Origin of the sequence: uncultured Rothia sp. (assembly GCF_916049665.1) — a bacterium.
In the GTDB taxonomy this organism is placed as follows: domain Bacteria; phylum Actinomycetota; class Actinomycetes; order Actinomycetales; family Micrococcaceae; genus Rothia.
This window is the reverse complement of sequence record NZ_CAJZIE010000001.1, coordinates 46,278-63,714: the sequence shown is the minus strand read 5'-3', so window position 1 is coordinate 63,714 and position 17,437 is coordinate 46,278. Positions and strand designations below refer to the sequence as shown.

The following is a 17,437-nucleotide window of genomic DNA, read 5'->3' as shown; positions in this document are numbered from 1 at the left end:
GCATTATGTTTCCCTACTCACGAACCGGGTGGTGTTCCCGGAGTCCACCACGTCGCAGGCGGCGTAGCGGAGGAATAACCGCCCGGATATCCACGTCATCTTTGCCGTGGAGCACATAACCAAACATCGGAGCGGGAAGTCTAGGGTGCTCGCCTAGTACCTTCAGAATTGTCGGCTAGTAGCCGCCGGTGAGGGTGTCAACGGCACCCAGGCACAGGTCGATGGCTTCTTCGAGCCCGAGCCCGCGGGAACGAACGGTGCGCTGATCGCGGGGGTTGAGCTGCACGACGTGCAGGGCGAAGTAGTCGACGAGCTGCAACCAGCCTCCGAGAATGACGCGGGTGCGGTCATTAATCGGCATGCCGGTGCGCTCGAGCATCCACTCGAGGTAGTCGGTGGGGTTGTTCGGGAAGTCCTCCCCGCCGGGGGTGGGGACGCCCGCCACCACGAGGAAGTAGGTGCGCAGTGCCCTGCGGAGTGCTTCCTCGGGGTTTTCGTGGTGCTCGCCAAGAGCCTCAAGGACTGCGTTGGCTTCGCGTCGGGTGACGGCTGCCGCCAGGGAGTCCTTGCCGGGGAAGTAGTGGTAGAGCAGGGCTCGCGTGATGCCGGCGTCGCGGGCAATAGCGCTCATGGAGGCACCGAGCACGCCACGTTGAGCGAAATGTTCTGCAGCAATTTTCAGAATTTGCTCTTCGCGTTCGTGCGGTTCCATGCGCAGGGCACCGGTGCGAGGCTCCGCATTCTTTTGTGAATGTTCCATAACCTCTCCTATCGCATTTTCCGGTGCTTTGGAATTGTCCGATTGCACCGCCTTAATCGGGGGTGTTCCTTTAATCTCTGCGCCCTTGCGCTGTTTCTGTCACATTTCGACCCCTTCGTTCGAAATATCGAACTTCTGTGTCTTAATCGTACCGCTTTAAGGCGGTTTCCAGCCTTTATTAAGGCGTTTATGACGTAGGATGCCCAGGTTAGCAGGTCTTTAATTGCTTTACATCTTATATACTTAGAAAAACCACAGGGTCTAAATTGAGGGTTATTAGTTTCTGATTTGACAGCATTTTCGAAAATACCGCACTTAAACACTGTTTTTTGTAAAATTAATGCAGTTTTTTTAAATTAAATGTCCAATAATTTCAAAAATTTGTGAAGTTTTCGTTTTTTGCTCCAAGCATTCGCACAAACATTCATGAGTGTCAGACAAATCTGATTTTCGCAACCCCACAGCCAGACCCACGGCAATATTTCCACCCGCTTCATCCGGTAGACAGCCCGGTTCAGCCCGGTTCAGCCCGGTTCAGCCTGGCTCATCTGGGCCGCCACCAACCAGCCCCGCGCAGGCGGTAGAGTAGAGCCATGCCCGCACAGAACACCACCCGCACGCAGCCCAGTACGCAGCCCGGCGCAAACTACCAGGCGAAGCCTGCACGCCGCACACACCGCCGCCTCCTGACCCCTCCGCTGGCACAGAAGAACGGCATTGACCCGATTCAGCTGATTCTGCCGCACCTAGAGGAGCTCCCCGCCGAGCTTGCCCCAAACGGTAGCTCCGCGACCAGCACCACCCCGACGACCGTCGCGGATTATCTGATTGCGCGTTTCTACCCGAACGACCCGCAGATTATTCACGCCCGCTTTAATACCGGCGAGGTGCGCCTGGATGACGGCACGGTGCTGACCAGCGATAGCCCCTACATGCCGGGCGAGCGCATCTGGTACTTCCGCGAGCTTGCCGATGAGCCGGAGCTACCCTCCGATATGCCGGTGCTCTACGAGGACGAGCACGTGCTGGCGATTGATAAGCCGCATTTTCTGCCGACCACCCCGCGCGGTGCTTATATTGCGCAGACCGCGCTGACCAAGCTGCGGGTGCGTGAGCAGAACCCGCTGCTGATTCCGATTCACCGCCTGGACCGCCCGACCGCGGGCGTGCTACTTTTTGCTAAGACCGTGGAGGCGCGCCGCCCCTTCCAGATGATGTTTCAGCACCGTCGGGTGTCGAAGACCTACCGCGCCGTGGCGCCGGTTCCCGCTGACCCCGCCGCCGCCGAGCGGGCGCTGAGTGCGGAGGGGCTACAGGTGCGTTCACATATTCAGAAGATTCGCGACCAGCTGCAGGTTCAGCAGCTTTCTGAGGAGCAGTGCGCGGCGCAGGGCGTGGAGCCGAATACGCTCACGACCGCGAAGATTCTGCAGACTTTCACCCCGAGCGCGCAGGCGGTTGAGGGCTGGCGCGCGGAACCGAATAGAGAATGGGCGCTCTATGATTTGGCGCCTCACACCGGCAAGACGCACCAGCTGCGGGCGCACCTGAATATGCTCGGTTCCCCCATTTTGGGCGATGTACTCTATCCGCAGGTACTCCCCGACGCACCCGACCGCCCCGAGTACCCGCTGCAGCTACTGGCGTACAGCCTGCACTTTGAACACCCCATCACCGGTGAGCGGGTGGACCTGTACAGCGGCCGCTCGCTGGTTGCCGCCGCCTAACCCGTTTTTGAGTGGCGTTCATCCCGTTCCCTGCGGTGCATCTTCTCGGCGGGCTCTCGAAAAGGGGTCACACCCGAGAGCCCGCCCACAGCGTCCGGGCGTTCAGAGGGCAAAAAGTGGGATAATTTCAGACGTAATACTTCACCGCAACTACAGAGGGTCCATGAATTCCCAGCCGTCTTCCCACAACGCGCAGTCTCTGGAGTCGATTAGCGAGTACGCCGAGCGCACCTCCTCGCATGCCGCTGCCGCAGCCGCCAGCGTCACCGACACCTTCGTGCACCGCATCCTCGGCGTGCCCGGCGCCCTCATCGGTTCGGTGCAGGTGCCGGACCCGCGCCCGCTGAGCCAGCGCCTGAACATTTGGCATTACTGGTGGCAGGCGCACCTGCTGGACTGTGTGATTGATGCCGGCCAGCGTCACCTACGCGAGGGCGATATCACCGCCGCCCAGGAGGAGTTGCACCGTGCCCGCGCGCTGTTGCGCGGCATTAATGTTCGTAACTACGGCCGCTTCGCGAACGACTACTTTGACGATATGGCGTGGCTGACCCTCGCTGTGGGCCGCATGAATTCCTTCTGCATTGAGCTGACCGGTGCGAACGATGTTGCCGCTCAGGATGCTGGTGCGGCTCTCTTTGAGCAGCTGGCGAAGGGTTTCTCCCCGGTGGGCGGCATGAGTTGGCGCAAGTCCAAGCGTGATTTCGTGAATGCTGCGGCGACCGCGCCGACCGCCCTGGCGTATGTGCGTGCGGGTGACCCAAAGACTGCCGCCGCGCTCATGGACTGGATGAATGAAACCCTCTGGGATGCAGAACGTTCGCTCTATATTGACGGTGTGAACGTGCGCGGCGACGAGTACGACTACGAACGCGGCGAATACACCTACAACCAGGGAACCGCCCTGGGTGCCCTGCTGAGCCTCGCCGCCTCCGGCGTGCCCTGCGAGGTGGACCCCGCAGAACGCGCCGAACGCCTCATCGTCGGCATCGTCAAGCATATGACCGAAGAGGTGGAGTTCCTCTCCGGTGCGCGCCGCCGCATCCTCATCTCGCACGGCGACGGCGACGGCGGCCTGTTCACCGGCATTCTCGTGCGCTACCTGGGCATGGCGGCATCCTCGCCGCTGCTCAGTGACGAGGCGCGAGCGCTCGCCTCGACCCTGGTGTACTCGACCGCCCGCGCCCTGTGGGAGGGCCGCCGCGAATTCGACCCCGACCTGCCGATGAACGAGTACGGCATTGACCCGAACGAGATTCGCGGTAAGGCGCTCGTACAGTTCTCCCCGCGGTTCACCGAGCCGATGAGTAAGGTCGTGAAGCCCGGTGCGCCGGTGGAGCTGTCCACTCAGGTGCAGGCGTGGACTATTTTTGAGACGGCGGCGCGTCTGGCGCATGCCCGCGACCTCGCCTCCCACGGCTTCTAAATTCTTATCGTTGATACAGCCCTAATCTTCTCCCGCCAATGTATTCTCACGCTGGCGCAGAAGGTTAGGGCTGGGTTCATTGCGGGGGCGTGTACACGGGCGTACGGTGAGTTTTATGTTTGCACCAGAATCACAACAGGTCACCGCCAGCCCGAACTCCAACACCATCTTCATGGTCTGGAAGTTCAAGGAGGGCATCTCGCAGGATGCGCTCCTTGAGGGGTTCCAGAACCTCTGCGGGCTCGTCATTAACCTCAACCACACCGCCGCGAACCGCTACTCACCCGAGAACGCCAGCATTGTGCTGGGCATCAGCCACAGCGCGTGGCTGACCCTGGATTTGCCCAAGCCGCTGCCGCAGGAGCTCGTGGAGTTCGAGGAGATTAGGGGCCCCAAGCACACCGCGGTATCCACTCCCGGCGATCTGCACTTCCACATCCGCGCGACCCAGCCGTCGGTCGCCTACGATATGGCGTCCGCTATTACCGCGGCTCTGCGCGATATTGCCGAGGTGCTCGATGAGGTGCACGGCTTCCGCTACTGGGACGGCCGCTCCATCATCGGCTTTGTGGACGGCACCGAGAACCCGCAGACCCCCGCGGCACGCGAATACTTCGGTCTCATCGGTGACAATGACCCCATGTACAAGGGCGGCAGCTACCAGTTCGTGCAGAAGTACATTCACGACATGACCGCGTGGAATAGTCTGCCCGTGTCCGAGCAGGAGAAGGTCATCGGCCGATCCAAGCACGACGACATCGAGATGAGCGAGGACGAAAAGCCCGCCAACTCGCACTCCGCCATCGCCAATATCGGTGACGACTTCAAGGTTATTCGCGACAACATGCCCTTCGGCACCGTGGGTAACAACGAGCTGGGCACCTACTTCATCTGCTACGCCAGCACCTTCTCGACCGTTCAGAAGATGCTCATGAACATGTTCATGGGAGTGGACGGCGCTAATTACGACCGCCTGCTGGACTTCAGCACCGCGGTGACCGGCACCCTCTTCTTCGTGCCGACCGTGGATATGCTCGGCGACTTTGCCGGCTAAGCTTGGCTGAACCCAGCTGCGCCCGGCTAGCTTCTTGCGAACCCCGCCTCCGGCAAAGGAGGCGGGGTTTTCCGGTAGGCTAGGGTGTAGACATTCAGACGGAAAGCAAACAATCGAGAGAAGAATGAGCGTTCTAGATAATTCTTTCCCCACCGAGGACTTTGGCTTCACCATCACCAGCCGCCTGGCGGACACCGCCTCCCCCAGCGCTGAACGTGTAGAAGCCAACGGCGGACAGTTCCGCGGACGCACCGGTGTCATCACCACCCCGCACGGACAGATTCATACCCCCGCCTTCACCCCTGTGGGCACCAAGGCAACCGTCAAGGCGGTCCTGCCCGAATCCATGAAGGAGCTCGGCGCTCAGGCTCTGCTCTCCAACGCCTACCACCTGTACCTGCAGCCCGGCCCCGAGATCCTGGATGCGGCGGGCGGCCTAGGTGCCTTCATGAACTGGGACGGCCCCACCTTCACCGACTCCGGCGGATTCCAGGTCATGAGCCTGGGCTCCGGCTTCAAGAAGGTTATTGACATGGGTACCGTCGCGGATGCTAAGGGCGCCGACGGCCGCCCCCTCGGCGACGACGATGTGGCGAAGGGCAAGGAGCGCCTCGCCCACATTGACGACGACGGCGTGAACTTCAAGTCGCACATTGACGGCTCGATTCACCGCTTCACCCCCGAGGTGTCCATGCAGGTTCAGCACCAGATTGGTGCCGACGTCATGTTCGCCTTCGACGAGCTGACCACCCTGTACAACTCCCGCGGCTACCAGGAGGAGGCACTCGAACGCACCCGCCTGTGGGCGCTGCGCTGCATCGCTGAGCACCAGCGCCTGACCGCAGAGCGTGTGGGCAAGCCCTACCAGGCGCTGTTCGGCGTGATTCAGGGCGCCCAGTACGAGGATTTGCGTCGCAAGGCATGCCAGGATCTGGGCTCCATGCCCTTCGACGGCTTCGGCATCGGTGGTGCGCTCGAGAAGGAAAACCTCGGCACCATCGTGCGCTGGTGCGCCGAAGAGCTGCCCGAATCCAAGCCCCGCCACCTGCTCGGCATTTCCGAACCCGACGACATCTTCGTCGGCATCGAAAACGGCGTGGACACCTTCGACTGCGTCTCCCCCACCCGCGTGGCACGCAACGCAGCCGTCTACTCCCCCACCGGCCGCTACAACATCACCAACGCACGCTTCAAGGCAGACTTCTCGCCCATCTACGAGGGCTGCGACTGCTACACCTGCACCCACTACACCCGCGCCTACCTGCGTCACCTCTTCAAGGCGGACGAGCGTCTGGCGGCGACCCTCGCCTCCATCCACAATGAACGTTTCATCGTGCGCATGGTGGACGACGCCCGCGAGGCAATCAAGGATGGCACCTACTTCGAGTACCGTGACGAGTTCCTCGGCAACTACTACTCCGGCAAGAAGCCCTAAACCCGCTCTTCAACCCGCGTAAGGAGAACCCTATGAGCATCACTCATGTTCCCGATGAGGAGCTTCTCGTCTTCGACCACGAGATCGCCGCACCGGTCGAGGACGTCTTCGGCGCCTACCTGGACCCCAAACTGCTGGTCCGCTGGTACGGCCCCGCCGGCTGGCACGTGCGCCCCACCGACGTTGTCGTGGAGCCCGTCGTCGGCGGTCTGCAGCGCCTCTCCATGATTAACGAGGTCGACCCCTCGGTATCCTGCATCCTGCAGAGCCGCTTTTTGAGCATTGAGCCGTTCAAGGAGATCGAGTACGCCGAGCAGCTGCCCGACCACCTGGGCAACCCCGGTAGCGTGCTGGTGTACCAGCGTCACCGTTTCTTCCCCGAAACCGTGATCACCTCTGACGGCGTGGGCTCCGGTACCCGCATCGTTATCGAGATTGGCCCCATGCCCGCCTCGGTCCATGAGGAGGTGCGCACCACCTGGCGTTCGACCTTCGCCCGCCTGGACGATGTGCTCGCCGCCCGTGCCCGCGGGGAGCTCTAAACCTCGCCGTGCCGACTCCTCGAGATAGCCTCGAGACAGCAAAGCGCCGCGTTGACGAATCACTCGTCAACGCGGCGCTTGCGTTTAACGCCTAAACCTTGCGGGGGTGAGCCGCAGGCTAGTTAGTCAGCTTCACGGTAATGACGGTGCTACCACCATCCAGGGACACGCACTCGGGGGTCGCACGATCCGCGCCGTCACCCGGCTTCCAGTAGCAGCGCGCCGACATGACGGTACGCTCACCATTCGCCTTACCGGTCACCTCCGCGGGATTCTGCATCACAAACTGGCGGACCAGCTCACGCGCAAACAGGCAATCCACCGCACCTGAGGTCACCTGAACAACTCCGTTGTGCTTCAGGTAGCCGGTAGCGTCCATGCTGCCACAGCTACCGCCAGCAGACTGAACATCCGAGCTGGACAGGCTCGCAGTGCTCGATGCGCTCGCCGAAGCGTTCGAACCGGCCTTCGCCGATGCGGAGGAGCTCGCCGCCGCGCTCGCCTGCACGGTCGCCGAGGGGCTTGCGGTGGTGATGGTGCCCGGGGTAACGGTAGCCGCCGCGGTGGGGGTGTGCACAGTACCGGCGGTCGGGGTGCTTTCAGTAACCGTTGCGGTGCGGGTGGGCGAAGGGGTCGCCTTCGCGCTCGTAGCGCTGGGGCTGGGGGTTGCGGTAGCGCTCGGGGAGGCGGTAGTGGCACCTCCGGAGCATGCCGACAGGGCAAGCAGGAGCGTGGCACCGAGCGCCACGGGGCTGTAACGCTTAGCGGTGCGGAGAGTAGTAGAAGAAGTCTGGGTAGAGTGCTTCTGTGCCGGATGCATGGTGACCTTTCTGCGTCATCGGTTCGGGTTCCTAACCAGTATTCTAAAGACGCTACCTGTGAGCTAGCTATGTGGATATGACATCTCAAGGACTCGCGAAATAGCCCCAAGAGCACGAAAGGAAGGGCTCCCCAGCATTGCGGGGAGCCCCTCCTGAGCTATCGACAAACATTATGCCCGCGTGCTCCGTTTTAGAGCTGACCGCCACCAATCGGAACCGAGTAGGTTCCGCCATCGTGGCAGGTCATCATGCCATCCTCCGGTTCGCCGTAGCAGGTAATCTGCTTGCCGGAAGCCGCAGGGAATGTCGTCACATTATTCGGACGCAACATGAGCGTGTTCGCAGTCGTGCTCTCGGCATGCAGGGTCGCGGGGGCGACATCCTCCACGCGCTCATCGTAGGCACCCGTAGCAAAATTCATGCGGGTGATGCGCACCGGCGCTGAGAAGGTACGACCCACCGCGCCGTTACCATCGGTGAGCTGACCGCCCAGACGACGCTCACAGGTCAGAGTCGACTCAGCGGCATTCAACTCGCAGACGGTGCGCTCATCGTAGCTCTTGAAACGGTAGTAGCCGGCACCAGAATCGTACCGGGCAGGATCCATGAGGAACGGAATGTCAGGAGCGTCCGGGTTCTGCAGGCGAGCCACGAAGGCGACATCCTCGCCAATAGTGCATTCGGGGGCGCCGCGGTCCTCACGACGGTTCTCCGCCATCTCGTACTGCGGGTTCCAGTAGCAGGTGGCGTCCTGAACCTTCGCAACCTGATGCTGGGTCATGTTGTCGTCGGCACGCGGGGTGGTGACGTACTCGGTCAGCACATCCAGCGCGTGAGCGCAGTCCACGGTACCGCGCAGCACCATGATCTCCGCACCGGTCTTCAAGTAGCCCTTACGACCAATATGCCCGCAGCGCTCGCCGGCGGAGGCGCGTTCAGCCTCCACCTTTTCGGGCGCGCGAGGAGTGTCACCGGTGGAGCTTGCTGCCGCGGCGGGGGTTTCCTTCGCCTCAGCCGGTGCGGAGGACTCGGACGCCTTCGCCTCGGCGCTCTCTGCGGGAGCCGGCGCCTGAGTCTCGGTGACGGTCGGCTCGGTCTTCTTCGTCGGTGACGGGGACGCGGTGGAGGAAGGGAGCGGGTACTGCGAGTGGTTAGCCGTGCCGGAGGGGTTGGGGGTCGACGAGGAGTTTTCGCTCTGAGAACCGCCAAAACAGCCGGTCAGGGCAAGAAGCAGGGCGGCGGCGCATCCGGTGGCGCGCATCGTGCGGCGACCCCAACCGGCGGGGCCTGCCTGAGTGTGGTGAAACGACATCGTTATCTCTCCCGGGAATGAACCTTTTGCACCCTTTGCAGAAGGTATTTAAAGCATACGCTTCACCCCGTTCAAGACCGTTTTATTACAGCGGAGCACCAGCCCCTACTTCTGCGGCAGGTAGGAGCTCAGCAGGTCACGCTGCTCGGGGCTGAGTCGGGTCAGCCGCCCCGCCACGGAATCCCAGAACGCCAGCACGGTGAAGGCACGCACGCATTCGCGGCCGTCCACCGGGGAGAGAATCGAGTAGCCAATCCGCACGGATGCCGCGCTGACCTTCTCCACGCGCGCACGCACGGGTACGGGCTCGCCGGTGTAGGGCAGCTGAGCCAGGTAGCGGATGCCGTGCTCGGCGATGAGTGCCTGCACGCCCTCGGCGACCAGCTCGAACAGCGGAATCGGAGGCTGCGGTGCCACGCTTGGCTTCTCACCGGACGACGGAGGCGGGCCGAAGAGCGCCACGCGGGCTTCTTCCATGACCGAGAGGATTGCAACGTTGTTGACGTGGCCGTAAGCGTCCATGTCGCCCCAGCGGGCGGGAACGTGCACCAGCAGTTCGTCGGTGGTACCAGCCTCAGAGGCGGCGTTCTTTTCGGGGGTGTTTTCGTGGCTTTGCATGGTTTTAACTCTACTCCCCCGCCGCTTTGAGGGGGCTGTTCACACAGGTTCGCACTATAAAGCAAATGAACACATTATCTAGGTTTAATGCTCTAAAAATATGTTCAGAAATTAAAATGATGAGGCTCGAAAGCTACGATGCTTTCGAGCCTCATCCAACACACAGACATTTGAACGCATACAAGATCATACGGTTCACTGTCTATCATAGACCCGCTCTGAGAGCCCACGGTATTTTTACGGGTTTATTACGAGGAATTCCAGAAATTTTCCGTATTTTTCGTTTATTACCTTCTTGGAGTCTCTACAGACCCCAACACAGGCCCTCCCGGCAGCTGCAGAACCTAACGGCCCAGCTTTGCCGCAGTCTCCAGGGCATGATCAGCGTCGTACTTCATGGCGTCATACTCGGCAGTTGCCTGCTGAGCCTCCACGAAGGTCTGCTCATCAATCATGTGAGTGTGGCGAATACGGGCGAAGTACAGCAGGCTCAGCACCACAAAGTAGCCCACGCCCACAATTGCCGGAACCATGGAACCGCGCACCATGAAGAGCGCAACCCACACCGCGAAGAGCAGCAGAACGCCCACCGCTGCGGTGAACTGGCCACCCCACAGGCGGAAACCGCCCGTTGCCGGTTCAACACGCTTGTACACGATGTACGCGAAAAGAATCAGAACCCACACGGTCAGCGCGCACACCATAATCACAAAAATCATGGAGAGGAACGCTTCCTTCGGGCTGTACAGAGCCAGCAGAATAGCAATCACCATACCGCTGGTTGATAGCCATACCGCACGCGCCGGAACGCCGGCACGGTTCACCTGAGCCAGCTGGATAGGCGCCATACCGTCAACCGCCAGCGAGTGCATCAGACGCGCACCCGCGTACAGGTTCGCGTTCGCGCTCGACAGCGCCGCAATCAGCACCACAAAGTTCACGAAGTGCGCCACACCGTGCACACCCAGCTGCTCAAAGACCAGAACGAACGGGGAAGCTTCCACCGCATCGCCCAGGCCCGACGCCGAACGCCACGGAATAATAGCCACAACAATCAGAACTGCCAGCACGTAGAAGGTCGCCAGGCGAATCATCATCGCCTTCGCCGAGGAACGCACCGAACGGGAGGGGTCCTTCGCCTCCGCAGCAGAGATCGAAATCATCTCAATACCGCCGAAGGAGAACATCACAACAGCCAGCGACAGCCACACCGACTGAGGGCCGTTAGGCATGAAACCGCCGTCGTTGAAGAGGTTTGCGGTACCCACCGCGGCGTGACCGGGCAGGCCGAAGAAAACCAGGCACAGGCCCACCAGCAGGAAGGCAACAATCGAAATGACCTTAATCGAAGACAGGAAGAACTCCAGCATGCCAAAAGACTTCACGCTGGTCAGATTCAGCACAATCAGCGCCACACCAAACACAGCAATACCAACCCACAGAGGCAACTGCGGCCACCAATAATTCAGGTAGGTTGCCACCGATACCAGCTCAACACCGGCAATCAGAACAGTCGCAGTCCAGTAGGCAATGCGAGTCAAAAAGCCCGCGAAGGGGCCCAAGTAGCGGGTAGCAATAGTACCGAAACCGCCACGGACAGGGTAGCGAACCGCCATTTCACCGGTTGCCGCGCCAATCACCGAAGCGAGCGCAGAACCAATAGCGTAGGTGAGAATGACCGCAGGACCAGCCATCGCAATGGCGGTGCCCGAACCCAAGAAGAGGCCCGTACCGAGCGCAGAACCCATCACAATCATGGTCATCTGTCCGTGGGACAGCGAACGCTTCAGGGTGCGCGATCCGGCGGTCCCCGCTGCAGCGTGGCTGCGGGTATCGTCGTTGTGGGACACGAAGGTGCCTTCCGTCAGTACGCCTTAGGGGCGTGATGTGCAATGTGTGCTCGCACCCGGCTCCCGCGGCCTCATGTCCTCGGTGACAGGTGCGAATAGTTAACTATTCTACGGGCACGCCCGAGCCGTTCAGAACGGCGCCGCCAGAACCCGCAGAAAGCAAAAGGCACCGAACGGGGTTGCTCCCCCATCCGGTGCCTTTCATGGTTCAGCCTCGCGAGGCTTTCACGCTATTTAGTGCTGTGCCGCGCTGGTATCCTCGTCGGCGTGCATAGCGTCCAGGTCGGGGCGCTCATAACCGCCCTTAACCTTCGAGGAGATGGCGTAGCCAATAGAAATCAGCACGAAGAAGACGATGCCGACCATGATGGATTCCTGAACACCCGAGCCGGGCAGCATGAACATTGCCGCCAGGGTCGCCAGAACACCCGCCAGAGCCAGGCCAGCGGTGATGCGGCCACCCAGCACGGTGAAGGAGGAGGCATCCTTCTGGTCCTTCTTGTACGCCTGGTAGGTCAGCAGAATCATGATCCACACAATCAGGATGCACAGGGTCACCAGCGCCATGAGCAGGGCAAAGATGTCGCCAATCTTGGCAACAGCCATCACGGTCGCCACAACAACGCCGGTGAAGGAAATCAGCAGAGCTACGACCGGCACACCGCGCGAGGAGGTGCGGGCAGCCACTGCGGGAGCCATACGGTCAGAGCCCAGGGCGTGCAGCAGGCGAGTTGCCGCGTACAGGGAGGCGTTAGCGCCAGAGAGCGCAGCAACGAGCACCACGAAGTTCATGATGTCCGCCGCGAAGGGGATACCCAGTTCAGAGAAGACGAGCACGAACGGCGACTCGGTCAGCTCCGAGTTCTGTGCGGCGGTCTGCCAGGGCACCAGGCACAGAATAATCGCCATGGACACCACGTAGAAGGTGGACAGGCGCCAAATCATTGCCTTCACGCTGGTTGCCACCGAGCGTGCCGGGTCTTTCGCCTCCGCTGCGGAGAGAGAAATCATTTCCACACCGCCGAAGGAGAACATGACAACAGCCATCGAAATCCAGATGGATGCCGGGCCGTTGGGCAGGAAGCCGCCGTCGTTCACGAGGTTTGCGGTACCCGCCGCGGCATGACCGGGCAGACCCACGAACACCAGCAGCACACCAATCACCATGAACACGATGACGGCAGAAACCTTAATCGAAGAGAGCATGAACTCCAGGGCGCCGAAGGACTTCACGCTCACCAGGTTCAGCACCAGAATAATCGCGCCGAAGAGGGCAACGAACACAGCCAGGGGAACGTCCGGGAACCAGTACGCCATGTAGTGGCCAACCGCCACCAGCTCAGCACCCGCCAGCGGCACGGTGCATGCCCAATACGCCCAGCGAGTCAGGTAGCCGCTAAAGGGGTTCAGGTATCGGCTCGCAATGGTGCCAAAACCGCCCTGGACGGGGTGACGCACGGACATTTCGCCCGCGCACGCGGCAATGGTTGCCGCAATCATCGCACCAATAGCGTAAGAGAGGATTGCGCCGGGGCCTGCAATTTTAATGGCGGAGGAGGAGCCCAGGAACAGGCCCGTACCCAGCGCCAAGCCCATCGCAATCATGGTCAACTGGCCGTGGGAGAGGGAACGATTCAGCGAGTCGTTCTTCTCCGACTGCTCGGGGGTGTTCCCCTGCAGTTTAGACATAACGTATCTCTTTCTTAGACATGCTGTGTATTGAATAAAGCTGAAATGGCAATGCCGCCCAGTCGTTAGGCCGGGCGGCTCTGCACATCAGCTGTAAGGAGGTTAGCTTATGCCACGTACTCGAGTTCGTGACGCTTGAACCAACCAATAATCGGGTAGCTGATCGGCATGAGGAGCACCTCGACCAGGCACTTATAGATATAGCCAATCAGCACGTAGTTGATGAACGCTTCGATGGTCTCGATGCCGAGTACCGGTGCGGCGATCGAGCAGAAGATGAGGGTGTCGAGCAACTCGCCAACCAGGGTGGAGACAATCATGCGCAGCCAGAGGAAACGACCCTTGCTTGCCTTCTTCATCGCTACCATGACCCAGGCGTTCAGGGTCTGACCGAACAGGTAGCCGAGCAGGGAGCCCGCAAAAATCTGCCAGACCGGGCCGAGAACCTGTGCGAACGAATCCTGGCCGGTGTAGAAGCTTGCCGGCGGCAGGTGCACAATCAGCAGGAAGCACAGGGCGGCAAAAGCAGCCGAGGCGAAGGACGCCACAATGGCGCGGCGGGCACGCTTAAAGCCGTACACCTCAGAGAGAAGGTCGCCAATAACGTAGGCGAGAGGGAAAAGGAAGAAACCACCATCGGTGACGATGGTGTTACCGATGAGGGGCAGTTCGAAGGGCAGCGGACCGAATTCCACACCCTTGGTTGCACCAATATTCGAAATGATCAGGATGACGCAGGACGCGCCCAGCAGCAGATCAAAGTAGCCGCGGCGACCAGCCCAGGGCACCTTGACGGTGCTCGTCTGAGCCTTAGATTCGCTAACGGGTTTAGCCATTACTTTCCCCAAGTCTTTCTTCATGCGATGTGTTTCTTGACGCGAGGACACCGCCCTCACGCGTGGTGGGTGAGCGCGCTATGCAGGGCGCTACTCACCGGCTCGCCTGCCACCCGAGCCTATCTAATAGTACCTATATGCCGTGACGGCGGCAGGTTTCTGCGCCTCTTTCAAGAGTGTGGACGCTCTATGCACCCGGTTACCCGGCATGGAATGCCTGCGGCACCATCTCATCCCGGTAGCGGCAGAACCCGCACATTTACAATGGAGATATGAAGAGACTGAGCCGCAGAGTTCACCGTAGCGGAGTTTACCGCAGCGGCGCTCACCGTACTGAGCAGGTGGCATCCCTGCTGGAAGCGGGTACGGGTCGTGCTCTACGCGCCTCGATACGACGTTCGCTACGGCGTTCTGCACGTCGAGCGCAGAAGAGGCGGCACCGCAATCAGCGTAGGCTCAGCGCACATATTCCACGGTTGCATCCGCTGCTGACCTATGCGGCACATGCGGTTCGTACCGGCATTTCCCTTCTTGAGCCGATGCTGCTGGCGTCCTCTGAGCTTCTCGGCTACCGGTCGTTTACGCATCGCGGCCGCAATATCTACTACCGGGTCGATAACCTGCACCTTCTGACCGAGTCTGATTCCGCGCCCGGTGTGCTGTTCTATTTTGATGGTGATCATCTCTCGCGTGCCGGTAGTCGTCTGCTACGCCGCACCTCCCCGTTGCGTACAGAGTTGGCGAAGGTGGCGGCTGAGTTCAATATGCTGTCCGTGCCGGTGCTGTCGCCGGGTAGCCTGCGGGAGCCTCGACTGAGGGATGTTGGTGCCTATGCGCCTCCGCTGACCTATAACTGGTGGGTTCGCGCCCGTTCGAACGGCAGGATGGTCCGCGCTCTCATTGAGGAGATTGCCCTGGCGTACGGGGTGGATATGAGCCGCGTGTGGCTTGCGGGCTATTCGGGCGGCGCGGAGTTCCTCAGCTACGAGCTACTGTCGCACGATATTGAGTGGATTCGCGGAGGTGGCGCGGCCTTCATCGGTGGCGGCGGCGCTGACGGCGTGCCCGCGCGGGTGCGTGAGCAGGCTGCGCTGAACCCTTCTTCGCATAAGCGTCTGCTGATGAGCTGGCATGTGGGTGTGCTGGATGGGCGCTCGCCGTCGGGTCGTCGGCGTATGGCGACGAGTTCTGAGGGGAGTTGGTCGGCGCGGATTGCGGTGCAGGAGGGTAGCGCGTTCTACGAGAGTTTGGGGGCGCGGACTCTTCTGCAGGTGACTCCGGGGCGTGGCCATACGGGGTATCCGATTGCGTCGTTGGTGGGTGCTGATTTGGCGGTGGCTACGCGTTTGGGGTTCCTCTAGGGGCGGTTGTTCTGTCATAAACATGAAAATTCGCATGGATTGGGCAAATTTCTTGGTGACACATTCGATAAATTCGTCATTTGCTGACGATTTGGGGTAGAGTGTCACTATGCCTCGTATTTCTGCAGCAACCAACGCCGCCCAGCGCGAAAACACCAAGCGCGCCATCCTCAACTCCTTCGGCGAGATCCTCTACAACCGCGGCCTCTCCGGCCTGACCATGACCGACGTCGCCAAGAACGCCGGAATCGGCCGCACCGCGGTCTACAACTACTTCGCCGACATGGGCGAACTGCTGGTCGCCTACGCCCTGGACGAGACCGAACGCTTCCTCAACGAGCTGCGCGTCGGCCTGGAGGGCATCGAAAACCCGATTGACCAGCTCGCGGTCTACATTCGCTTGCAAATCAACGACCTGGCGCGCCGCCACCTGCCTCCGGGCCCTGCGATGCGCTCCATGCTCTCCCCCGAGTCCTACGCGAAGCTCGGCAAGCACGTTCACGAGCTGCAGATGGTGCTCGCGCATATTCTTTCTGCCGCCATTGCCGAGAACTACATTCCGAAGAACGACATTCGCGAACTGGCGATGCTCGTGCACGGCTCCCTCTCCTCAAGCGCCGGTCGCGCCGAGGACGCGCCGGACGAGGAGACCCGCGAGCGCCAGATTCTGAATACCATCCGTTTTATTCAGATGGGCCTCGGAGCGCGTTTTGACGCCGAGGGCAACCCTGTTCGCCTGGACTCCGAGGAGTCTCTGCCGGAGCAGTCCCCGGTGCAGGAGGCGGGCCTGAAGGTCGCATCCTAAGCGTGGCGCCCTAAGCAACAAATACGTAGCAGTTATACGTCACTAAAAATGCCGCGGACCTGATGCTTCTTTGCATCGGTCCGCGGCTTTTTCTGTATTCGGGGGGGGTTACGCACCGGGCAGCAGTGCCGGTGAGATGGAGTCCAGGTCGAGTACGCGCGCGTACATGACGGCGCGGCGGTGCAGGGCGTTTCGGAGCGCGCGGTGCACGCCGTCTTCGAGGTAGAGTTCGCCACCCCATTTGACGACGTGCGGGAAGAGGTCGCCGTAGAAGGTGGAGTCTTCGGCGAGTAGGGTCTCGAGGTTGAGGGTTTTTTGGGTGGTGATGAGGGTGTCGAGGCGTACCTGCTGCGGCGGGATTCCTCCCCAGTCGGCGTGGGTCATGCCGTGCTGGGGGTAGGGGCGACTGTCGCCTACTTTTTTGAAGATCATGGTGGTGCTTTCTGCAGGTGCGAGGCGCCTCGGCGGCGCGTGGAACCGTGGGGGTTCTGAAGAAATAGTACCAAGGGGTATAAAAAATCCCCGGTCTTAGAAGCTAAGACCGGGGATCGGTGGCGGAGGATGGGGGATTTGAACCCCCGAGGGCTGTTAACCCAACACGCGTTCCAGGCGTGCGCCATAGGCCGCTAGGCGAATCCTCCAGCTATGTTTTCTACGCATTGCGTAGGCAACGAATAAAACTTTACTACGCTTTTGCCGGGCACGCAAGCCCTAGGCGGCAAAAGTAATAGAAAGCACATTTGTGGGGGCTTGTGTCTTACTTTTAGGCATAGAAAAACCCCTTACGCAACCGCTGAGGATCCGGATTCTGAGCTCGCGAACTGAGACGCAGGATTCCGAGCGCGCGAGGCAATAAATCCTGCGTCGAAGCCACCGAGCTCTAGAGAGGCGGAAATCCGGATCCGAAGCCGCGGAGCGCCAGCGGAGCGGGCACGCAGTGCATATGACGGGTGTGAACTATCCAGGTACCCGTTTTTGGGCATGAAAAAACCTCCTACGCACCCGCCATAGCTCGAATACCCTTGCTACCTTCCGGTCCTGGGGGAGTTTTCCAAGATAACGCCACGTAAGAGGCAAGAACCAGTGTACCGGATTTTTGGGTTCTTGGGAATTCGGTGCATCCGCGGTATTTCTGTGGGCGTACATGCCACCCGGGTGAGCATCCACGGTAGGTGTCACGGTGGCGGTGTTGTGGTGGTGT

General features: G+C 60.7%; 15 protein-coding genes, 1 tRNA gene and 1 other RNA gene. 7 read left to right on the top strand and 10 right to left on the bottom strand.

Annotated features, from left to right (window positions below; genetic code table 11):
• Positions 1–175: 175 nt before the first annotated feature.
• Complete coding sequence (locus QZ540_RS00230) at positions 176–760, bottom strand: TetR/AcrR family transcriptional regulator (RefSeq protein ID WP_294626829.1); 585 nt, start codon at positions 758–760, stop codon at positions 176–178.
• 593 nt (positions 761–1,353) lie between these two features.
• On the opposite strand from QZ540_RS00230, the gene QZ540_RS00225 reads away from it, so the two are divergent.
• The 5 genes from QZ540_RS00225 (at position 1,354) to QZ540_RS00205 (ending at position 6,944) form a co-directional block, all read left to right on the top strand.
• Positions 1,354–2,487, top strand: coding sequence for a pseudouridine synthase (locus QZ540_RS00225; RefSeq protein WP_012904179.1), 1,134 nt, complete (start codon positions 1,354–1,356; stop codon positions 2,485–2,487).
• 163 nt (positions 2,488–2,650) lie between these two features.
• On the top strand, positions 2,651–3,913 hold the full coding sequence (locus tag QZ540_RS00220; protein ID WP_044150801.1) for a glycoside hydrolase family 76 protein: 1,263 nt from the start codon (positions 2,651–2,653) through the stop codon (positions 3,911–3,913).
• Positions 3,914–4,028: 115 nt separating this feature from the next.
• A complete protein-coding gene (locus QZ540_RS00215) occupies positions 4,029–4,967 on the top strand; it encodes a Dyp-type peroxidase (protein ID WP_294626828.1) in 939 nt (312 codons plus the stop codon).
• A gap of 124 nt (positions 4,968–5,091) precedes the next feature.
• Positions 5,092–6,402, top strand: a complete 1,311-nt coding sequence (tgt, locus tag QZ540_RS00210; protein WP_294626827.1) for a tRNA guanosine(34) transglycosylase Tgt — start codon at positions 5,092–5,094, stop codon at positions 6,400–6,402.
• A 32-nt stretch (positions 6,403–6,434) separates the two neighbouring features.
• Entirely contained in the window at positions 6,435–6,944 is a 510-nt protein-coding gene (locus QZ540_RS00205; protein WP_294626826.1) for an SRPBCC domain-containing protein, read from the top strand.
• A 118-nt stretch (positions 6,945–7,062) separates the two neighbouring features.
• Here the strand turns inward: QZ540_RS00205 and QZ540_RS00200 are convergent, their stop codons facing one another.
• The 6 genes from QZ540_RS00200 to QZ540_RS00175 all read right to left on the bottom strand — a co-directional run bounded on the left by QZ540_RS00200 (position 7,063) and on the right by QZ540_RS00175 (position 14,070).
• The gene (locus QZ540_RS00200) at positions 7,063–7,764 is read right to left on the bottom strand and encodes a hypothetical protein (RefSeq protein ID WP_294626825.1); all 702 of its coding nucleotides are present in this window, start codon (positions 7,762–7,764) and stop codon (positions 7,063–7,065) included.
• A 191-nt stretch (positions 7,765–7,955) separates the two neighbouring features.
• A complete protein-coding gene (locus QZ540_RS00195) occupies positions 7,956–9,077 on the bottom strand; it encodes a phosphoglycerol transferase (protein ID WP_294626824.1) in 1,122 nt (373 codons plus the stop codon).
• A 105-nt stretch (positions 9,078–9,182) separates the two neighbouring features.
• Positions 9,183–9,695, bottom strand: coding sequence for a thioesterase family protein (locus QZ540_RS00190; protein WP_012904184.1), 513 nt, complete (start codon positions 9,693–9,695; stop codon positions 9,183–9,185).
• 344 nt (positions 9,696–10,039) lie between these two features.
• On the bottom strand, positions 10,040–11,545 hold the full coding sequence (locus tag QZ540_RS00185) for an amino acid permease (RefSeq protein ID WP_294626823.1): 1,506 nt from the start codon (positions 11,543–11,545) through the stop codon (positions 10,040–10,042).
• A gap of 234 nt (positions 11,546–11,779) precedes the next feature.
• Positions 11,780–13,234: an amino acid permease gene (locus tag QZ540_RS00180; protein ID WP_294626822.1), complete on the bottom strand. Its 1,455-nt coding sequence runs from the start codon at positions 13,232–13,234 to the stop codon at positions 11,780–11,782.
• Between the two features lie 107 nt (positions 13,235–13,341).
• Positions 13,342–14,070, bottom strand: a complete 729-nt coding sequence (locus QZ540_RS00175) for a queuosine precursor transporter (protein ID WP_294626821.1) — start codon at positions 14,068–14,070, stop codon at positions 13,342–13,344.
• Positions 14,071–14,342: 272 nt separating this feature from the next.
• On the opposite strand from QZ540_RS00175, the gene QZ540_RS00170 reads away from it, so the two are divergent.
• Together QZ540_RS00170 and QZ540_RS00165 are read left to right on the top strand one after the other, a co-directional pair.
• Positions 14,343–15,431, top strand: a complete 1,089-nt coding sequence (locus QZ540_RS00170; RefSeq protein ID WP_294626820.1) for a hypothetical protein — start codon at positions 14,343–14,345, stop codon at positions 15,429–15,431.
• Between the two features lie 109 nt (positions 15,432–15,540).
• A complete protein-coding gene (locus QZ540_RS00165; protein ID WP_005509262.1) occupies positions 15,541–16,236 on the top strand; it encodes a TetR/AcrR family transcriptional regulator in 696 nt (231 codons plus the stop codon).
• 108 nt (positions 16,237–16,344) lie between these two features.
• On the opposite strand, the gene QZ540_RS00160 is transcribed toward QZ540_RS00165, so the two are convergent.
• The 3 genes from QZ540_RS00160 to ffs form a co-directional block, all read right to left on the bottom strand.
• Positions 16,345–16,668 carry a type II toxin-antitoxin system VapB family antitoxin gene (locus QZ540_RS00160; protein ID WP_005507186.1) on the bottom strand — a complete coding sequence of 108 codons (324 nt, stop codon included), beginning with the start codon at positions 16,666–16,668 and terminating at the stop codon, positions 16,345–16,347.
• A 120-nt stretch (positions 16,669–16,788) separates the two neighbouring features.
• A tRNA-Ser gene (locus QZ540_RS00155) sits at positions 16,789–16,877 on the bottom strand.
• Between the two features lie 341 nt (positions 16,878–17,218).
• Positions 17,219–17,315: signal recognition particle sRNA small type (gene ffs / locus QZ540_RS00150), an RNA gene on the bottom strand.
• Between the last annotated feature and the right edge of the window lie 122 nt (positions 17,316–17,437).

What these genes read in the sequence shown, in the direction of transcription:
- QZ540_RS00230 (WP_294626829.1), bottom strand. Translation starts at nt 760, where the DNA reads ATGGAACATTCACAAAAGAATGCGGAGCCTCGCACCGGTGCCCTGCGC.
- QZ540_RS00215 (WP_294626828.1), top strand. Translation starts at nt 4,029, where the DNA reads ATGTTTGCACCAGAATCACAACAGGTCACCGCCAGCCCGAACTCCAAC.
- QZ540_RS00180 (WP_294626822.1), bottom strand. Translation starts at nt 13,234, where the DNA reads ATGTCTAAACTGCAGGGGAACACCCCCGAGCAGTCGGAGAAGAACGAC.
- QZ540_RS00205 (WP_294626826.1), top strand. Translation starts at nt 6,435, where the DNA reads ATGAGCATCACTCATGTTCCCGATGAGGAGCTTCTCGTCTTCGACCAC.
- QZ540_RS00190 (WP_012904184.1), bottom strand. Translation starts at nt 9,695, where the DNA reads ATGCAAAGCCACGAAAACACCCCCGAAAAGAACGCCGCCTCTGAGGCT.
- QZ540_RS00170 (WP_294626820.1), top strand. Translation starts at nt 14,343, where the DNA reads ATGAAGAGACTGAGCCGCAGAGTTCACCGTAGCGGAGTTTACCGCAGC.
- QZ540_RS00175 (WP_294626821.1), bottom strand. Translation starts at nt 14,070, where the DNA reads ATGGCTAAACCCGTTAGCGAATCTAAGGCTCAGACGAGCACCGTCAAG.
- QZ540_RS00220 (WP_044150801.1), top strand. Translation starts at nt 2,651, where the DNA reads ATGAATTCCCAGCCGTCTTCCCACAACGCGCAGTCTCTGGAGTCGATT.
- tgt (WP_294626827.1), top strand. Translation starts at nt 5,092, where the DNA reads ATGAGCGTTCTAGATAATTCTTTCCCCACCGAGGACTTTGGCTTCACC.
- QZ540_RS00165 (WP_005509262.1), top strand. Translation starts at nt 15,541, where the DNA reads ATGCCTCGTATTTCTGCAGCAACCAACGCCGCCCAGCGCGAAAACACC.
- QZ540_RS00225 (WP_012904179.1), top strand. Translation starts at nt 1,354, where the DNA reads ATGCCCGCACAGAACACCACCCGCACGCAGCCCAGTACGCAGCCCGGC.
- QZ540_RS00195 (WP_294626824.1), bottom strand. Translation starts at nt 9,077, where the DNA reads ATGTCGTTTCACCACACTCAGGCAGGCCCCGCCGGTTGGGGTCGCCGC.
- QZ540_RS00160 (WP_005507186.1), bottom strand. Translation starts at nt 16,668, where the DNA reads ATGATCTTCAAAAAAGTAGGCGACAGTCGCCCCTACCCCCAGCACGGC.
- QZ540_RS00200 (WP_294626825.1), bottom strand. Translation starts at nt 7,764, where the DNA reads ATGCATCCGGCACAGAAGCACTCTACCCAGACTTCTTCTACTACTCTC.